This is a genomic window from uncultured Rhodospira sp. (genome assembly GCF_937138205.1).
In the GTDB taxonomy this organism is placed as follows: domain Bacteria; phylum Pseudomonadota; class Alphaproteobacteria; order Rhodospirillales; family Rhodospirillaceae; genus Rhodospira.
In genome coordinates, this window is sequence record NZ_CAKZOT010000073.1 from 1 (window position 1) to 17,887 (window position 17,887).

At 69.3% G+C, this 17,887-nt stretch carries 19 protein-coding genes and 1 pseudogene; 1 reads left to right on the forward strand and 19 read right to left on the reverse strand.

Going from position 1 to position 17,887, the window contains the following annotated elements:
- From Q0309_RS09780 to Q0309_RS09840, 13 genes and pseudogenes are all read right to left on the reverse strand, one after another.
- A pseudogene (locus Q0309_RS09780) lies at positions 1-1,117 on the reverse strand (hypothetical protein); the annotation flags it as partial.
- A 462-nt stretch (positions 1,118-1,579) separates the two neighbouring features.
- A complete protein-coding gene (locus tag Q0309_RS09785) occupies positions 1,580-2,317 on the reverse strand; it encodes a hypothetical protein (RefSeq protein WP_299440043.1) in 738 nt (245 codons plus the stop codon).
- A gap of 125 nt (positions 2,318-2,442) precedes the next feature.
- Positions 2,443-4,347, reverse strand: a complete 1,905-nt coding sequence (locus Q0309_RS09790; protein ID WP_299440045.1) for a hypothetical protein — start codon at positions 4,345-4,347, stop codon at positions 2,443-2,445.
- Complete coding sequence (locus tag Q0309_RS09795; protein ID WP_299440047.1) at positions 4,344-4,913, reverse strand: hypothetical protein; 570 nt, start codon at positions 4,911-4,913, stop codon at positions 4,344-4,346. Before Q0309_RS09795 ends, Q0309_RS09790 begins: the two co-directional genes overlap by 4 nt.
- Positions 4,914-4,996: 83 nt before the next feature.
- A complete protein-coding gene (locus tag Q0309_RS09800; protein ID WP_299440049.1) occupies positions 4,997-5,464 on the reverse strand; it encodes a helix-turn-helix domain-containing protein in 468 nt (155 codons plus the stop codon).
- A gap of 18 nt (positions 5,465-5,482) precedes the next feature.
- Positions 5,483-5,908, reverse strand: coding sequence for a DUF4258 domain-containing protein (locus Q0309_RS09805; RefSeq protein ID WP_299440051.1), 426 nt, complete (start codon positions 5,906-5,908; stop codon positions 5,483-5,485).
- A gap of 149 nt (positions 5,909-6,057) precedes the next feature.
- Positions 6,058-6,678, reverse strand: a complete 621-nt coding sequence (locus Q0309_RS09810; RefSeq protein ID WP_299440053.1) for a hypothetical protein — start codon at positions 6,676-6,678, stop codon at positions 6,058-6,060.
- 134 nt (positions 6,679-6,812) lie between these two features.
- Positions 6,813-7,049 carry a hypothetical protein gene (locus tag Q0309_RS09815; RefSeq protein ID WP_299440055.1) on the reverse strand — a complete coding sequence of 79 codons (237 nt, stop codon included), beginning with the start codon at positions 7,047-7,049 and terminating at the stop codon, positions 6,813-6,815.
- Positions 7,050-7,221: 172 nt separating this feature from the next.
- Positions 7,222-8,040: a phage capsid protein gene (locus Q0309_RS09820; protein WP_299440057.1), complete on the reverse strand. Its 819-nt coding sequence runs from the start codon at positions 8,038-8,040 to the stop codon at positions 7,222-7,224.
- A gap of 197 nt (positions 8,041-8,237) precedes the next feature.
- Entirely contained in the window at positions 8,238-9,014 is a 777-nt protein-coding gene (locus Q0309_RS09825) for a hypothetical protein (RefSeq protein ID WP_299440059.1), read from the reverse strand.
- Positions 9,015-9,166: 152 nt separating this feature from the next.
- Positions 9,167-9,442, reverse strand: coding sequence for a hypothetical protein (locus tag Q0309_RS09830; protein ID WP_299440061.1), 276 nt, complete (start codon positions 9,440-9,442; stop codon positions 9,167-9,169).
- The gene (locus tag Q0309_RS09835; RefSeq protein WP_299440063.1) at positions 9,429-10,991 is read right to left on the reverse strand and encodes a portal protein; all 1,563 of its coding nucleotides are present in this window, start codon (positions 10,989-10,991) and stop codon (positions 9,429-9,431) included. Before Q0309_RS09835 ends, Q0309_RS09830 begins: the two co-directional genes overlap by 14 nt.
- A gap of 4 nt (positions 10,992-10,995) precedes the next feature.
- Entirely contained in the window at positions 10,996-11,346 is a 351-nt protein-coding gene (locus Q0309_RS09840; protein WP_299440065.1) for a hypothetical protein, read from the reverse strand.
- Between the two features lie 218 nt (positions 11,347-11,564).
- On the opposite strand from Q0309_RS09840, the gene Q0309_RS09845 reads away from it, so the two are divergent.
- Positions 11,565-12,092 (forward strand): DUF2076 domain-containing protein, encoded by a 528-nt coding sequence (locus tag Q0309_RS09845; RefSeq protein WP_299440067.1) that lies wholly within the window; start codon positions 11,565-11,567, stop codon positions 12,090-12,092.
- 33 nt (positions 12,093-12,125) lie between these two features.
- On the opposite strand, the gene Q0309_RS09850 is transcribed toward Q0309_RS09845, so the two are convergent.
- The 6 genes from Q0309_RS09850 to Q0309_RS09875 form a co-directional block, all read right to left on the reverse strand.
- The gene (locus Q0309_RS09850; protein WP_299440069.1) at positions 12,126-12,584 is read right to left on the reverse strand and encodes an Rrf2 family transcriptional regulator; all 459 of its coding nucleotides are present in this window, start codon (positions 12,582-12,584) and stop codon (positions 12,126-12,128) included.
- A gap of 80 nt (positions 12,585-12,664) precedes the next feature.
- Positions 12,665-13,702 (reverse strand): tRNA preQ1(34) S-adenosylmethionine ribosyltransferase-isomerase QueA, encoded by a 1,038-nt coding sequence (gene queA, locus Q0309_RS09855; RefSeq protein WP_299440079.1) that lies wholly within the window; start codon positions 13,700-13,702, stop codon positions 12,665-12,667.
- A 45-nt stretch (positions 13,703-13,747) separates the two neighbouring features.
- Entirely contained in the window at positions 13,748-14,635 is an 888-nt protein-coding gene (locus Q0309_RS09860) for a LysR family transcriptional regulator (RefSeq protein WP_299440071.1), read from the reverse strand.
- Between the two features lie 550 nt (positions 14,636-15,185).
- The gene (locus Q0309_RS09865) at positions 15,186-16,409 is read right to left on the reverse strand and encodes a CoA transferase (RefSeq protein WP_299440073.1); all 1,224 of its coding nucleotides are present in this window, start codon (positions 16,407-16,409) and stop codon (positions 15,186-15,188) included.
- An 80-nt stretch (positions 16,410-16,489) separates the two neighbouring features.
- Positions 16,490-17,353: a MaoC family dehydratase N-terminal domain-containing protein gene (locus tag Q0309_RS09870; RefSeq protein ID WP_299440075.1), complete on the reverse strand. Its 864-nt coding sequence runs from the start codon at positions 17,351-17,353 to the stop codon at positions 16,490-16,492.
- A 110-nt stretch (positions 17,354-17,463) separates the two neighbouring features.
- Positions 17,464-17,847, reverse strand: a complete 384-nt coding sequence (locus tag Q0309_RS09875) for a phospholipid-binding protein MlaC (RefSeq protein ID WP_299440077.1) — start codon at positions 17,845-17,847, stop codon at positions 17,464-17,466.
- Positions 17,848-17,887 lie beyond the last annotated feature (40 nt).

Consider the following 17,887-nt stretch of genomic DNA (forward strand, 5'->3'; position numbering starts at 1 on the left):
CCGCGTTTCCGGTCAGGACGGATCGGCCGGTCGCCGTGCTGTCGGTGATGTCGGTTGCGACGATGGCACCTCCCGAGGCCGGCGCCACCCAGTCGACCCCACCGGCGCCGTCGCTCGTCAGCACATGGCCGCTGGTGCCGTTGGTGGAGGGCAGCGTCAGGCCGTTGATGGTGGCACCGGAGACGGCGCCGCCGGTAATGGCCACGCTGTCGGCGTTCTGCGGCGCCAGGGTGCCGATGTCGCCGGGCTGCACGGCGCTGTCCGCCAGCACACCCTGCGCCGCCGTGGCGAAATCACTCGCCTGCGACGTCGCGGCCGTGCCCAGGCCGAGCGCGCTCCGACCGGCGGCGGCGTCGGCGGACGCGATGATCGAGCGCCCCCAGACGGTCATGGTGCTACCGCCGACCACCAGGTCGCCGCCGATGGTCGCGTTTCCGGACGTCGTCAGGCTGGCGACGGTGATGTCGTCTCCCGGGCCGACACCGCCGCCGCCGCCGCTGCCGTTGAGCGTTGTCATCCAGGCGGACAGGGCGGCGTCATCTGCCCAGGACTCGGCCACTGCGGCGTTGGCGAGGACCACGGCCCCGGCTCCGGCGGCGTCCACCACCGTGGCGATGGCCTCAGTCAGGCCGGGGGCGTTGAGCGGGTCGTTGGTCAAGGCGGTGCCGGCCTCGTTCCAGCCGAGCAAGGCCCCTGGAGCGGGGGACGGAAGCGTCAGGTCGGCGTCCTCCGCCGCGCCCGGCGCGAGCCGAACCGCGCGCCGCACCGCGTCGTCAAGCTGCTGGTCGACCGCCGTCAGGTGGTCCAGGGCGTCGTTCAGCGTGGCCGCGCGCAGCGGCCCGCCGGCCTGGAAGTCCGTCACCCGGGCGATATCCAGGTGGCGCAGCAGGGTGACACGCGTGCCCGCCGCCGGGGCCTCGACGAAGGTCACGGTGCCGCCGTCCGACGTGCCCTCGCCGTCGACCGAGAAGCCCGACGTGACCCGTGTGTCGTCCAGGTACACCCGCAGGTCGTCCTGAGCGAAGATCGGGAAGGGATACGGAAACACGGTCTGGAACCCGGTCCCCACATACTGGATGCGAGGCCGGATGTCGCCGATCTGGATGTGCGCGGTCATGCGGGTGGGCTCCCTGGTAAGAGGGATTGGTGCTCGGCTTGGGGCCGTCTGGCGCGGGGTCCAGACGGCGGACTCGGGTTCGGATGGCGCGTCCCGCCTCCATCCCTCCGGGCAGTTTCATATGCAGACTCATCTTCTCTTCGCGCCGGGTGAGGCGTTGGGCGCCCACTCGGTGTCATGATCCGTCATTGCGAGCCCTCGTCGCCAGACGAGGGCGAAGCAATCCAGAGCGGTTGTTCACGACGTTCGCCCTGGATTGCTTCGTCGCTGCGCTCCTCGCAATGACGATGCTCTGTATTGGGAAGAAGTGTTTGCTGAAGAACCGAAGGGACTCGTGTGAATCGGACAATTGCCAGGGGGCGGAGGCCGGCCAGCGTCCAACGATGACACGGCGTGCCGATCAGCCGGGCGCAAATGACTCAACCGGAGTGCGTATGGGACGACGGACGAAAGCCGATCCCGTCACCAGCCGTCTGTCAGGGCGTAGTCGGTGCCGGCCTGGATGCCCGAGCTGACGATGCCGAGGGCGGCGCGCTGGTTGCTGAGCGTGAGGTCGAGTAGGTCGCGCCGGTCGTCCAGCGCCTGTTCAACCCCCATCTCGTGCAGGCGGGAATTGAGCGCCACTTGCCGGTCCCAGATGTCGAGGTTGGCCCGGTGCGTGCGATCGGCCACGGCGTCGGCGGTGGCCTCCCAGCCGGCGGTGATGCGGTCGTGGGCCGCCTGGCGTCGGCGCGTGGTTTCCGCGCCCAGGTCAGCGTGGTCGCGGCGGGTCTGGTCCGCCTCGCGCTGTCCCAGGCCGGCGAGTACGGCGGCCGCCGACCCGGAGGCGGCGTCCAGCCCCGCCCCGGCGAAGTGCGCGCGCTGGCTGGCGCCGGTCCGGCGCAGGGCGTCGGCGCGGTCCAGTTCGGTTCGGGCGAAGTCCCGGTTCAGGGCGTCGATCGCGGCGTCGGAGTCGCGAGCGATGGACGCGGCATCACGGTCGTAGGCCTCCCAGGTTGAACGATTGAGGCTTTCCGCGCGTTCGGCGGTGGACGCCGCGCTGGCCTCGGCCTGCGCGCGGGCGGCCTCGGCGTGGGCCTGGTTGGCCACGGCCCGCTGCTGCTGCTCGGCCTGGTACAGTTCGTGTTGCTGGTATTGCTGCCAGGCCGTGTTGGCCGCCTGGAGCGCGAACGGCACGAAGATGGTCGCGAATTGAGCCATGTGAGTCTTCTCAGTTTGAGTGTCGCGCCAGCCCACTCCCCCACCCGGCCACCCTAAGCATACTGTCGTTGGGTGGCCGGGTGGGGGAGTGGGCTGGAACCGATTTCACCGAAGGTGAAGGCGCTTTAGTCTGTGACCTTCACTTCAGTGGTGACGCTGAGGATGGTGCACGGCAGCGGCGCGTCCTGGACGACCCGCCACAGCGGCGCCATGGGATCGCGCTGCCAGCCGAGGGCGCGGATCGACAGGTCGCCCGACACCGGCGTTGGCGGCTGGTCGAACACGGCGTGTCCGCCAAGGGACTGGAACGACTGGGCGCGGGCGCCGTCGCCGGTGTCCAGCCACAGCGCGGCGGTGTCACGCAGGCGGAAGGTGGCGCGGATCAGGCGGATCAGCGTGCCCGGTCCGCCGCCGCGTCCGCCGGAGATGGCCGGGGGCAGCGGCGCGATCTCATGGGTGAACGGCAAGCCGATCACGACGGCGCTCGCCGGCGCGTCCAGGGTCACCGAACCGCTGGCGACCACGGCCGTGCCGGCGTCGGCGCCGTCGGCCAGGACGCGTACCGTGCGGCCGTTCAGGTGCGACAGGCCGCTCCAGGTCTGGCGCGGGGTGGTGTCGGAGCCCGGCAGGGCGGCGTCCAACGGCGTGTCGGCGTCGAACTTCTCCAGGCCGACGCCGTTCTGGCGCTCGACCGCCACGAAGACATCGCCACCGACCTCGGCCACGGCATGGATCTCTCCATCCGTCTCGTGCAGCGTCCAGGCGGTGATGCGTTCGGCGCGGTAGTTGGTCATGGTCGCCAGCGTGCCGTCGGCCATCACCACATGCAGCAGCCGGCGGACCGGGTCGTAGTCCATGTCCACCGGATCCTGGATCAGGTGCCGCGCCAGCAGGGCCAGGTCGGCGGCCTGATAGGCCTGCTCCATGTCGGTGAACAGGTACTCGCGCAGATCGCGGCCGGTGGCGCCGACGAACAGCGTCGCCCCATCCACCCGGCGCGGCGGCACGCAGTGTGGCCCCAGGGTGCCGATGCGCGTCTGGCGGATCGCGGCCACGGTGGCCGGCGTGAGCGGATCACCGCTGACGACCCATTCCGCGCCCGAGGTGAAAACCTGCAGCTCGCTGGCCGAGAACACCGCGCGGATCGCATTGAGCTGGTCCGACAGCAGGTCGAACGAAATGGCCTCGTCGTCCAGGCCCTCGCCGGTGTCGAAGTTGAACAGGTCGCCCACCTGCGACATCCAGATGTGGTGCGGCACGTCGCGCGAGCCGCCGATCACCAGCCGGTTCTTGTGGAAGGTGACGCTGCGGGCGTAGCCATGGGCGGGTGACAGGGCCTGCTCGACCCAGTCGCGGGTGGCGTAGGCGTTCTCGATCTCCTCGTGGATGGTGGCGGAGACCTGGGTGCCCGACGTGTACCCGCTGATCGACACCGGCTTGCCGCGCACCAGCAGCCGCGTGCCCACGTGGTTGGCGCTGAACACGGCGGACGACGCGGTGAGGGTGACGCTTCCCACCACGTCCGACGGCGTCAGGCTGATGAGCGGATGGGCGAAGCGGTAGTACGGCTCGTAGTAACGGTGGCCGTCGTTTGGGTAGTCCCACACGCTGATGGTCCAACTGGTGTGGGAGGCGCGGGTGATGCGGCGCGGCGCCGTTTCCGGATGAACCACCAGCAGCGTGTCGGCCATCTGTGCCCAGGACAGTTGCGGCAGGTGCCACTCCTCCCACGGCGCCACGCAGTGAAAGGCGTAGGCGCCGTCCAGGTAGACGTCCATGCGCTGGTCGGTGAATACCAGCAGGTAGCTCTGCTCTGTGTTGAATTCGAAGGCGATCAGGCGCGCCCGGCCGGGCAGGCTGGCGATATGGCGCAGGCCGTCACGGCGCGACACACCCCCGGTCGGGCGCAGGAAGACATTGCGCAGTGTGGCGGCGCCGTTGACATAGGCGCGCAGGTCCGAGCGGCCGTACAGGTCGGGCGACAGTTCGCCGGCCGTGAAGTTCGTCTGTGTCGTGTTGACGCGGGTCATCCGCGCGCCTCCACCAGTGGGAAGTGGGTCAGGGCCGGCGGCGTGTCCTGCTGGCTGTCGAGCAGGCGGGCGGCGCGGAAAGCGTCGTCGGCGAGCCGGTGCAACAACTCGCCCCGGCTGGTGCTTTCGGTCAGCGGCAGGCAGAACGCGGCGGCCAGGCGGGCCGACAGGGCCTCGGCGAAGAACGGCGGGAAGGCGCTTTCGTCGGGGCGGAAAATGTAGGTCAGCGCCACGGCCGTGGCGTCGGTCCACAGACGGTCCTCGGCCTGGCGATAGACCAGGCCGGACCCGCGCCCGTCGCCGCCGGCCGACAGCGTGCGCAGGTGGTCGGCCGGCAGTTGATAGGCGTGCTTGAAGTCCGCCACCGGCCCGCCGGACAGGCGGGCGAGGGAGACCTGGGCGGTGGCGAAGGACCACGGATGGGCCGACAGCAGGGTATCGCGCGTATGGTCATAGAGCGCCTGGGCGACCTCGGCCTCGGCCGTGCCCTCGTCCAGGCTGGTGATGGGCCGCGCGCCCAACTTGATGAGCGCGCGCGAACAGATGGCCACGGCGGACAGCGGCATGGGGAAACCTCCCGGCAATAAAAAACCCCCGCCCGGAAGGGGCGGGGGTCGGTCAGGGGTGGTTTTCGAGGGTGTCGCGCGGATCAGGCTGCGGGCTTGAGTTTGTAGTCAGACGGATCGTGGCCGTCGATGTTGATCGCCTTGGGGGTGGCCGCCGGGATGCTGTATTGCGATAGGACCTCCGTAGGCACATCCAGCGACAGTCCGAGCCGCTCCATGGCAACCAGCCGGATGATGGTATCGGCGTTTGGGTCGATGGGCCTCTCGCCACGTTCCCACCGCCCGACCGTTAGCGCTTCCTTCTGAAGAACCTTGCCGAGTTCAGCCTGGGTCAGCCCCATTTCAGTGCGCAGGAAACGCAGTTCCTTGCCGTCCATCGCCCCGTGACAACCGACGATGCCGAGGGCGATGGCCTTGTGCAGGCCGTTGATGTTCTCGATCGACAGCACCTCATCTCCGTCGTCATCCGTGACGAGTTCGATGCCGTCAATCCACACGTTGTCCAGGCCACTTTCAGTGTAGTGGTACACTGCGTCCTCTGGCCTTGTCATGTTCTCAACTCCTCAGTGCTACCGGCGGCCGATCAAATCCTCATCGACCCACATCACGGTTACAATCTTCATGGATGGCCGGCAAACGTTCGGTATCACAACAACGCCAATGGTGCGGCCATTGGAGTTGGGTGATTTCGATTCCACTCTGTACTTGAACAGCTCAGGGTCGGTTGACGGTCGCGGAGGCGTCAGAACGAAACCCATTTTCAGGACATGGAGCACATCGCCCATCATGATTCCGCGTTCCCGCAACTGCTCCTGGGCGTGTCTTTTGTAAGAGAGCTTCAGCCAAGGATCCTTTGCGTAGGCCCGGATCTTTTCGGTCGCGACACTGTTCGACCACGGCACACCGCGAGACGGTGTTTGCTCGCCCGAGTCATGGTCGCAGGATGCAACCTTATCCCTTAAAGGGCCGTCATCATCCTCCCTGTTTGCCTCCATCCATGACCTCCATGTAACACCATGATACCTAGGCTTCAAGTGGGAATCTATCACCGTGATACCTGGGTGTCCACATCTCAATGGCGATCACATGGCTGAGTTGCGCCCATGAGCGAAGGGGATTGCAGGGAATCGAAACACTCAGCGGATCAGGACACCGGCTGAATGTACTGCAGGCCCGCGACCGTGGCGGCGACGATGGCGGCGCACAATGCGAACACGGTCATCACGGTGCCGACCATGAAGAAGCGGCCGGGTTTTTCGGCCAGTCCGGCGCGCAACTCACCCCGGAGCGTTTCGATCTGCTGGGCCGTGTCGGCGCGCAGGGATTCGATCTGCTGGGTCGTGTCGGCCCGGAGCGTTTCGATCTGCTGGGTCATGTCGGCCCGCAGGGATTCGATCTGCTGGGTCGTGTCGGCCCGGAGCGTTTCGATCTGCTGGGTCGTGTCGGCGCGCAGGGATTCGATCTGCTGGGTCGTGTCGGCGCGCAGAGACTCGATTCTCTGGCTCGTCTCCGCGCGCAACGCTTCCATCTGGACACGGGTGTCGGCTTGCCCCTTCTCGAACTCCGCTCTCAGGGACCCCCGCATCGCCTCCAGGTCGCTTTTAGTGGCGACATGGTTCAGCCGCTCGTCAATGCGGATGAGCAGCGGCTCCATCCGGGCAACGGTCTCCTCGAGTACGGTGACTCGCCGTGTCAGGTCTGTCATATCGCCGTCTCCGCCGTCGTCGGCGTTGGGCTGGGCGCCGTGCGAGACCGGTAATCCCATCCCAACGCCTCCTTCGGATACCGTGCCGTGCGGGCTGTTCCTGGAACCCGGCCCAGAGTCTCATATCCTGAAGAGGGGATCTAGCGCCTTGCGGCGAAACGGAGATGTCAATCATCGAGGGCTCGCGGCCCAATCTACACCCCCGCCACCGTCACCGCTCCGCCCGTGTTGGCCGAGACGCGGTAGAACGCCGCCGCCGGGGTGCCGTCGGTGTCATAGTTGCAGACGATGATGTCGCCGACGCGCACATAGGGCGAGGCGGGATCGAAGTAGTTGGCGCCGGTCACCGCGTCGTCGGCGGTGGTGTAGTGCCAGAGCGTGAAGCCGTTGCTGTAGCACAGCACGGACAGGTCCTGGGGCGCGAAGGCCATGATGGTGACTCCTTGTGGAAACGGGTGAACGCGGGTCGTAGGGCGCACTCGGCCGCCGCCAAGCGGCGGGCCGTGCGCCGCGCTGCCGCCCGACGAACCGGCGGATTGCCCCGCCGCGCGGGGCAAATCCGCCCTATGGACCACGGACTGGAAAGGCGCCGAGAGAGCCCGATCAGGTCTCTTTGCAGCGCATGGACACCACGCCGCTGGCGTCGATCAGCTTGGCGCCCTGGCTCATCATGTTGTTGACGAAGTGCGCCGCCCGGTCGCCGTGCCACGTGATGTCGCTCTGCACGTCGGCGCCGATGGCATGGCCGATGGCGGTCTTGTGGTACCAGTAGCACGAGCGCACGGTGCCATCGAGCGTCAGGCCGGAATGCGGGAACCACAGCGTCCCCAGCCACTTCTTGGCCTGGGTGCCACGCCACGGCAGGTCCTCGGCGCCCACGTAGTCGGCGTTGGAGAACTCGTCGATCTGCATCAGCTCCGACCACTGCTGCCAGCCGACCACGGCGTAGCGCTCGCCGTCGTCGGGCACGTCGGCGGCGCCCAACATGCCGAACGCCTCCATGATCTTGGTGAGCGTCAGGACCGTCGTGCCGTCGAGCGCGTAGTTGGTCGAGGTGTCGAGCTGGGTGATGATGAGTTCGTCGGTCTTGCGGCCGAGCGCGTAGGCGCCGGCGTTCACCAGCACCTGGCGCTCGTCAATGTTGGTCTTCAGTTCGTCCAGCCGGTCCACCCAGTCACCGGCGTAATAGTCCTCCAGGTCGCATTCGACCGGGGTGTGGTCCAGGTTCATGACCGGCACCATGCCGTGGCGCGCCTTGGTCGAGGCGACCCCCTTGCCGACCTTCTGGAAGACGGTGGAGGCGCCCTTGATGTTGTCCTTGACGCGCACGGTGTTGCGCAGCTTGGAGCCCATCTGCTGATAGGCGAGATGGACGTCGGCCTGGAAATGCTTGATGAACGACTGGTCGATGGTGATCGACATCGGCGGGATTCCTTTTTCCAGTGGCGGATGAGCGACGCTCATCCGCCTCGCACCGGCCCGCTCCCCCACCCGACCACCCCTAGTATGCTTCCGTGGGTGGTCGGGTGGGGGAGCGGGCCGGCCATGGCATCAAAATCAACGACTCGCGGTGATCGCAGTCGTCGCTGGTGCGTGTTCTGGTTTGTGCGGGGGCGTGATCAGCCGCCGGTTGGGTAAAGCCGGCGGAAGCCCTCGGCGACGCGGCGCACGACGGTCGGGTCGCGGTGCTTCCAGTAACGGGGGTCGCGCATCAGCGCCTTCAGGTCCTCCTCGCCGGGGGCGCCGCCGGCAGGCGCCGCGCCGCCGGCGGCCAGGCCCGGCTCGCCGTCGCCCATCATGCGGAACAGCGCCATGACGCCCTCGCGCGTCGAAGCCAGCGCCAGGTAAACGTCGCGCGGCAGGTTGGCCTTGCCCCAGGCCGAGAGCTGGCGGCTGATCTCGGCCCACCGCTCCTCGCCGCCGAAGTGCTCGACCAGCGCGGCCAAATCGTTTTCGGCGCGGTGGCCGGCGCCCATGGCCTCGATCACCGGCATGACGCGTTCGACCGCCAGGTCATAGACGAGCTGCGCCTGAGAGGGCGTGAACCCGGCGGCGTGCAGGCGTCGGTTGACCTCCGGATCCACCGCCAAACGGGGGTGGCGCACCGTGATGCGGTAGGCATCCGGCGTGTCGGGAATGCCCAGGGCGCGGCGGAACCGGACCATGGTCTGATCATCGGCGTCCGGCCCGGGAATGGCGATCATGGTGGCCAGACGCCGTGCGAGATCCTCGTAGGCGGCCAGCAGGGCCGGCACGTTCACTTGCCCGGTGGCCGGATCGACGAAGCGGTCGGCGGCGCCGGCGTTGGGCGGGCCGGCAGGAGCCGGCGCGGCGGGGCGAGCGGGCATGGCGGAACGCGCCGCGCCGGCCGCGCCGGGCGGAAACGGAAAGTCCATGGTGGGTCTCCTGTGGTGGGAACAGGCGGGCGGTGAAACCGGGCCGGCACCCCGGCGGGTCCCGGCCGGTCTCCCCAGGCACGGGGAGGGTTGGGGTGGGGTCCATTCTCAGTCGCGACCACGCGCGGGTGTCGAAATCGCGCGGGCCAAGGCTACGGGGACGAACTTCCCCGCCCCTCGGCGATCAGTCGGTCGAGGTGGGCGACCAGGGCGCGTTGGCCTTCCAGGTGGCGCAGGGCGGCGTCGCTGGCCTCCGGCCCCAGGTGGCGTTCGACCGTCAGCGCCCGCAAATGCCGCAGCAGACGCCGGCCGTCGTCATGGGTGAACAGGCGGGCACAGGCGCGGGCCAGGGCGGCCCGGTCCTCGCCGGACGGATCCGGGGCGGCTGGTCCCGGATCGCCCCACGGCCACGGATCAGCGGCGGACATCGGGCGGACCTCCGCCGGCGGAAGCGGGGGGGCCGGGCGGCGCCACCGGCCGCAACGCGGCGTCCGGCACCCCCAGCGTGCGGGCCAGCCAGCGGGCCGCGCCCTCGGCGTCGATCACCCGCGCGCCGCCGTCTCCCAGTCCACGCACGGCATCGATCCAGGTCAGCGTGGTCTGGGCGTCGGTCATGCGCTGCTGCTGGGCCAGCGGCGAGGCGTGCGACAGGTCCACCAGCCGCCCGTCGAGGCGGATCGGCGGGATCTCGCCGCGCCGGCGCAGGATGGCCAGCCCGCGCCGCACAAGGGGCGCCAGCAGCTCCGACTGCAACCGCCCGTACGAGGCGCCCAGGACGCGGGCCATCTCGGCGGCCCGGTGCACCACCTCGGTGGCGGTCATGCCGGGGCTGTCCGGCTGGCCCAGCTTGTCGGCCAGCAGGGCATGACGGATGCGCCGCCGCAGGTCGTCCAACACAAGCTGGGACACATCGAAATCCCCGGCCGCCCGCAGCGGCGTCAGCCCGGATGACCCCACCGCCTTGGGGATGATCGCCCCGGGCACCAGCCGCACGGTGGCCGGGTTCAATACACCGTCATCGTCGGCCTGCCAGATGCCGGTCACCGCGATGGAGGCGTTCTTGAGCACCAGTTCCACCACCTTGTTGGCGGTCTTGATGTCCGGCAGGGCCTTCATCACCGGCGAGCGGCCGTACACCTCCCCCGGGGCCTTCAGCCAGCGGAAGCAGAGAAACGGCGAGACGCCGAAGCGGCCGGTGGCCAGGACATCGAGCGTGCCGTCGGCCGGCCCGTCGCCGAGCGCCGCGCCGTCGCCCGTGCCGGCCAGCAGCGCGGTGTAGGCGTAGCCGCGCGCGTCCGGGACTACGCATTCCAGCACGACCAGGACAAGGTCGGGCTCGCGGGCGGCCCGCTGCTCCAGGTCCGGCGGCAGCACGGCGCCCGGATAGCGCGCCCGCAGCGCCGGCAGGGACAGCCGCACACGCCGGAACACGGTGTCCAGGCGTCCGCTCGGTCCCTCGTCCAGGGCCACGTCGGCCATTGGCACGGCGGCGAAACGAAAGGCGCTGGGCTCGCCCGGCGGGGCCTCCTCGAACGCCAGACAGGCGGTGCCCAGGGTCACCAGGTCAAGATAGGCCTGATGCACCTCGACGGCGAAGTTCGAGGCCGCGAACTGGGCGCGCAGCACCTCGGCCGCGTGCTCCAGCGTCGGCGCGACGCGGGCGCGTTCGTCCTCCGACAGGTCGGCGCCGGCGGCCAGGTCGAACCAGCGCGACCAGGGCGGGGTGAGCTGCGCCAACATGCTGGCCGCCAGCTGGTCCACCGCGTCGGGGGCCGTGCCGTCGAACAGCCGGTCGCCGCGCGGCGTGCCGGGCGGGCTGTCGCCGAGGGCCGATTCCCGGTACGGCAGGGCATACTCGTAGCACTCGCGCCACGGGCCTTCCCAGTGCCGGCGCCGGCCCAACGCGGCGCGGTAACGCCGCAGCAGCGTGGCGACGGCGTCGTCATCGGCTGCCGCCGGCGGGGTGGATCCATCCATCGGCTTAGTCTCCCAACAGCGTCTTCATGCCGGTGGCGCCGGGGTAGAGGGCCGGAGACAACACGCCCCGGTAGGACGTCCTGACGGTGGATCGCCACCCCCGGGCGGACCGTTCCTGGTCCTCGCGTTTCTGGCGCGCCGCCTCCTGGGCGGTGTTGGTGGCCTGCTCGTCTTCGGCCGGCGGGGTCTCGGGCAGCGGGTCCGGTTCGGGGGGAGGCGGCGGTTCCGGAACCGGTTCCGGCTCCGGTTCCACCGGCAGGGGCGGCGGCGGCGGCGGGGGCGGCGCCGGCGCCGGTTCGGGGACCCGAATGATCTGCGGCTTGGGCGGGGACGGTGGCGAGAACAGGCCTCCCATGGGGCGGTCTCCCTGGCTGGCGGGAACAACGTCGGAGCGAGGACGCACGTGTCCCCGTTCGATGTTTGTTCTAGTGCCAAGCGTGGCGTGCGCCGCCAAGGACTTTTTTGCGCCGTCTCCGCCAGGGACGCCGTCTGGCACAGCGGCCGTGCCATCCCCACGTTCTTGGGCGAGGAACAAACCGGCACCATTGGCCGAACGGATCGCAGGAGCGCCGCATGAACGAGACCGAACGCGAGATGATCGACGACCTGTTCGCCCGGCTGCGCGAGGCGGACGCGCAGGCGCCGGCGCGGGATCAGGACGCCGCGCGGCGCATCGCCGAGCATATGCAGCGACAGCCGGACGCGGCCTACACCATGGCCCAGACCATCCTGGTGCAGGAACAGGCGCTGAAGGAGGCCAAGGCGCGGATCGACGACCTGGAACGCAAGCCGGCGCCGGCCGCCGACGGCGGGTTCCTGTCCGGGTTTCTGGGCGGTGTCGTTCCGGACAAGCGGCGCGCCCGTGGCGGTGTTGGTGACTCGCCGTTCCGGGGGGCGCAACGCGGCAGTTTCCTGGCCGGCGCGGCGCAGACCGCGCTCGGCGTGACCGGCGGCGTGCTGCTGGGGAGCGCCATCGCCTCGATGTTCGGCGGCGACGAGGCCTTCGCGGCCGAGAGCGACCCGGGCGCGGGGGCGGACGACAGCGGCGACTTCGGGGATTTCGGGGACTTCGGCGACTTCGGCGGCGGGGAGATCATCTGATCGCGATCCGTTCCGGATCGCTCGGGATTTGCCCTAGATCGTGAAGTCGGACGGTTCGGCGTGGGCGGAGCGCACGCCGCGTTCGCGGGCCTGCTGGCACAGGGTCTCGATGGTCAGCGTGTCCAGGTGCCGGTGCAGCACGCGTTCCGCCGCCTCGGCCATGGGGGCGATGACCGCTCGGCCCAGGTCCGACGTCGGCGCCGGGGTCGCCACCTCGGCGGGGTCGTCGTCGTCGCCCTCCAGCGCGCGCACGATCTCGCCCACCGCGATGCGGCGGCGTTCCCGCGCCAGCCGGTAGCCGCCGCGCGGCCCGCGCTGGGCCAGCAGGATGCCGGCCCGGACCAAGGCTTGCAGCCGGTGCTCCAGCGAGCGGCGCGGCACCCCCAGGCGGTCGGCGATTTCCGCCCCACGCACCGGTGCCGCTCCGCCATGGTGGGCGATGTCCAACACCGCCTCGATGGCGATCAGGTGGCGTTGGGGAATGCGGATCATGCGGCGTCTCCGGGGGGAGGGTGGATGGTGGCGGGAGGCGTCGGGGTCGTCAGGGCACATAGGTGCCGGCGCCATCGTGTTCAATCAGACGTCGGGCGGTCGAGCAGGCAGGCATCGCCGTAGCTGTAGAACCGGTACCCCCGCGCCACCGCATGGGCATAGGCGGCGCGCATGGTCTCCAGGCCGCTGAAGGCCGAGACCAACATGAACAGCGTGCTTTTCGGCAGGTGGAGGTTGGTCATCAGCCGGTCGACCGCCTTGAACCGGTACCCAGGGGTGATGAAAAGATCGGTGCCGCCGGAGAAGGCTTGCAGTGTGCCGTCCGGCGCGGCCGCGCTTTCCAGCACGCGCAGCGCCGTGGTGCCCACGGCCACCACCCGGCCGCCGGTGGCGCGGGCGGTGGTGATGGTCTCGGCCGCCTCGGCGGAGACGGTGCCGTCCTCCACATGCATCCGGTGGTCGTCGGTGTCGTCCGCCTTGACCGGCAGGAAGGTGCCGGCGCCCACGTGCAGCGTCACCGTCACCCGCCGCACACCGCGCGCGTCCAGGGCGGCGAACAGGGCGTCGGTCAGGTGCAGCCCGGCGGTGGGCGCGGCCACGGCGCCGTCGGTGCGGGCGTAGACCGTCTGATAGTCGGTCCGGTCGCGGGCGTCGTCCGGGCGCTTGATGTAGGGGGGCAGGGGCACGTGCCCGTGCGCCTCCAGCGCCGCCGTCAGGTCCGCGCCGGCGCGGTCAAAGCGCACCAGCACCTCGCCACCGTCGCCCTTCTCGATGCACGCGCCGTGGAAATCGTCGCCGAAGTCGAGCGGCGTGCCGGGTTTCAGCTTGCGGGCCGGACGGGCGAAGGCCCACCAGGTGTCCGCCTCCACGCGCCGGTGCAGCATCACCTCGACCCTGCCGGCGCCGACGCGCGCGAACAGCCGCGCCGGGATGACCCGCGTGTCGTTCAGCACCAGCACGTCGCCCGGATCGAGCAGAGCCGGCAGCTCACGCACGCCCCGATCCGTCAGCGCCCCGTCGGCGGCGACATGCAACAGGCGGGCGGCATCGCGCGGCTGCACCGGCCGGTCGGCGATGCACTCCGGCGGCAAGTGGAAATCAAACAGGTCGACACGCATGACGGCGGGATGGGGCAGGTCGCGATTGGGGCCGAGCACTCTGCGTCAGGCCGCCTCGCATGTCCAATCAAACCGGTCGGCCAGCGAGATCAGGGCGCGCACCGCCGGCGAGAACCGCCGCCCGGCCACGGTCACCAGGCTGATCTCGCGACTGATCGACGGCGCCACCAACTCGCGCGTCAGAATCCCCGGCATGATGGGCAGGAATTCCGGCATCACCGCGCAGCCCATGCCGGCCAGGATCATGGCCTGGATCCAGTCCTCGCGTTCGCTTTCGTAGCGCACGCGCACGTCCGGCTCCGGCAGGTCCGGGTGCAGTTTGGTGGCGTACTCGCCGAACTCGCAGTTCGAGCGGTTCAGGTAGTCCTCGCCGTCCAGGTCGGACAGCGAGACGGCGTTCATGGCCTCGAAGCGGTGGCCCTTGCGAAAGGCGATGACGTAGCGTTCGGAAAACAGCCCGCGGGCGTCCAGGCGCTCGGGGAAGGTGGGCAAGGCCAACAGGGCCAGATCGAGTTCGCCCTGCATCATCAGGTCCATGATCCAGTCGCCGGGGCCTTCGCGCAGACTGACCTCGAGGGTCGGGATCTCCTCTTCCAGGCGCTGGAAGAAGCCGATCAGGCGACGCGGCCCGATGGTGCACATGACGCCGAGGTTCAGCGGCGCCTTTTCCAGCGAGCGGAAGCACTGGGCCTCGAACCGGGCCGCCGAGCTGGCGGCCATGACCGCCTCCAGGTGCGGTTTCATCAAATGGCCCAGGTCGGTCAGGTGGGTCTGCGTGCGCTCGCGCCGGAACAACTGCCCGCCCAGTTCCTCCTCCAGCTTGCGGATGGCCTTGGTCAGCGAGGGCTGCGAGACGTTGCACACCTCGGCCGCGCGCGTGAAGTTCAACGATTCGGCCAGGGCGAGGAAATAGCGGACCTGATGCATCTCCATGGCGGGGCCTCGCGGTTCGACGTCGGCGACGCGTCATCGGATCGGTTGGTCGGATCGGTTGCGGACAGGCCGATCCCGTCGCGACCCTCACGGTCGTCGAGACTCGGGGCACGATTAGGGCAGGCGCAAGGCTATCGTGAGGTCGCGGCAGGGTCCGGCGGCCGCAATCTGGTTCGGACAGGGCCGCGCGGACGGGCTTTGTCTGCTCGGATCATTAGGCGGCAGGGCTTTCCGCCTGAACCCCACCCCAACCCTCCCCGTAAACGGCTATCATATTCACACAAAATTTCTCTACTTCGTCATTACGAGGAGCGCAGCGACGAAGTAATCCAGGGCGAATACTGGTGTTCTCCGCTCTGGATTGCTTCACCCTCGTCTTGCGACGAGGGTTCGCAATGACGAGTCACATCTCCGCGCGAGCGAAGAGCCGCCGCTTCGGCGGAAAGACGTGCGAATACGATAGCCCCATTTATGGGGGAGGCTGGGAGGGGGTCAGGCGGCCTATACGGTCCGCAGGGATGGGTGAATCGCACCGCCCACCCGAACCGACTCACCCCCGCCGGGGGCCGCCGACGATGCGGTCGTCGAACAGCTTCGAGACCTGGTGATCGTCGAGGCCCAGGATGTCCGACAGGATCTCCTCGCTGTGTTCGCCCAGATGCGAGGCCCGCACCGGCGGCTCGCGTTCGGCCGCGCTGAACTCGAACGGCGTGCCGGGCACCAGGTACTCGCCGATGCCGGGCTGATCGAGCATCTCGAACATGGGGTGCGCGGTGGACAGGTCCGGGTCGTTCTCGACCGCCTGCTTGAAGCTGCGGAACTCGGACCAGGTGACGCTGTTCTGGTTGAACAGGTCGGCGAAGTCCTCGACGCGGCGGGCGGCGAACCAGGGTTTCAGGATTTCGGTGATGGCGTGGCGGTGGATGAAGCGCTGGCCTTCCTGGTTCAGGTCGGCGCCCAGCCGATCGCCCAGCGCCTTGAAGTCGTCCGCCAGCCCGGTGACCTTGCCCAAGCCGCGCCACTGGCGGTCGGTCAGCGCCACCAGCATGATGCGCCGGCCGTCGCCGGTGAGGAAATCCTGGCCGTAGGCGCCGTACAGCGCGTTGCCATACTTGGGCCGGTCGACGTTGTTGACCATGACCTCGCCCAGGATGCCCAGGTTGCCGAGCATGGCCAGGGCCACGTCCTTCAGCGCCAGTTCGACAAGTTGGCCCTCACCGGTGAGGCGCCGGTGCCGTTCGGCCGCCAGCAGGCCCAGGGCGGCCTTCTGTCCGGTGATGCAGTCCCAGGCCGGCAGCACGTGGGCGATCGGCTCGCTCGATCCCTCGGGACCGGTGGCGTGCGGGAAGCCGACGGCGGGGTTGACGGTGTAGTCCACCTGCGGGCCGCCGCCGCGTGCCCCCAGGATGGAGATCATGATCAGGTCTTCACGGTGCTTTTTCAGCGAGTCGTAGTCCATCCAGCCGCGCACGCGCAGGTTGGTCAGGAAGATGCCGTTGCCCGGCCCGGGCGCGCAGATCAGGTTGGTGACGATCTCCTTGCCCTGGTCGGTGGTCATGTCGACGGCGATGGAACGCTTGCCCTTGTTGAGGCCGGCCCAGAACATGGACCGGTTGTCCTCGGTCACCGGCCAGCGGTAGTGGTCCAGGCCGCCTTGCAGGCGGTCGAAGCGGATCACCTCGGCGCCCATCTGCGCCAGCGTCATGCCGGCCAGGGGCGCCGCCACGAACGACGTGCCCTCGACCACCCGGAGCCCTTGCAGGAGCTTCGCCACGTCGGTCCTCCTCCCTTTGTGTCCGCCCCGCTTGAACGCGGGTGTGTGTATACGGCGTGGGCGTCAGACCGGATCTGGCGTCACGCCTCGGCCCAGTGAACGGTGGCCTTCATGCCGATCAGGCCGTCGCCGTTCACGGTCATCAGGTCGTGGCCGCCGTCGTCCCGGCCATAGCCGTGAAGCGCCACGGTATCGAAATCGAACAGGGGGCGCACTCCCCTGAAGGAGTAGGACGCGACCCTGCCCGAAGGCACGTGCCGGCGCGCCGACTCCATCAGCAGCATGGCCTGCAACGGGCCGTGCACCACCAGGCCGGGGTACTTTTCCACGTCCATGGCATAGCGGCGGTCGTAATGGATGCGGTGGCCGTTGAACGTCAGCGCCGAGTAGCGGAACAGCCGCACCGGATCGATGGTGAGGTCGTCCCGCCATGCCGGGTCCGCCGGGGCTTCCTGCGGCGGCGGCGGTTTGAACGTCGTCGGCATGGCGATGTAGACGATGTCCTGCTCCTCCTCCACCGACAGGCCACGTGGCGAGGACACACGGTGGCGCACGGTGACGAAGACCATGTCGCCGGCCTTGCCGCTCTTTTCCTGGACGTCGAGGATCTCGGAGTCCTTGGTCAGGATGTCGCCGACCCGCAGCCCGTCATCATGGAACGTCAGGCGGCCGCCGGCCCACATGCGGCGTTCCAGGGGGACGGCGGGCAGAAAACCGCCGCGCTTCGGGTGGCCGTCCGACCCGACGTTGGACATGGTCGCGTCCGGCAGGAAGTACAGCCAGTGCCACAGCGGCGGCAGTGGATCGCCGTGCGCCGGGTCGACGGCGGCGTCGTTGAGGGTGGCCTGCAACAGCTTCGCCGGCACTGGCGTCGCCTGATCGGTGGCGGTCTGGAAGCGGCCGATGGCCGCGCGGGGCGACTCGTCCTGGGGGTCTGCGGTCATGACAGGGCCTTCCGTCGCGGGGTGGAAGAGGGTGGGGGCGCGGACGCCGACGCCACTATACCAGACCCGCCCGGACGGACATACGCGCTGCGTTGGCGTCAGGCGGACGGTCACGAGCCTTTGAGAAGGCGCGCCGTCAGGGCGTCCAGGGCCTCGATCAGCCCGGGCAGGCCGTCGCGCCGGCCGATCGCCGACCACTCGGAGCGGCGCAGGGCCACCTCGCTGATCGACCCTTCCAGCAGGACGTCGACCACGCGGGGACCGTCGTCGCCGGGGGACACGACGTACGAGATGGGCACGTCGTCCTTGGACGGTCGGGCGATGTGGGTGTTGACCAGCAGGCTGCCGGCCGGGCCGGGGGTGGTCCCGTCGATGTGGAACGATTCGCCGGAATAGCCGTCGAACCGGTCGGCGTGCATGGCGACGGAATAGGCGGCAAAGGCCTCGACCATTCGCTCGCGCGTGTCGGGCTCGGCGGCCCTCGGCGCGGTCATCGCGCTCCTGATGTGGCTCTATCTCAGCGGCTTCGTGATT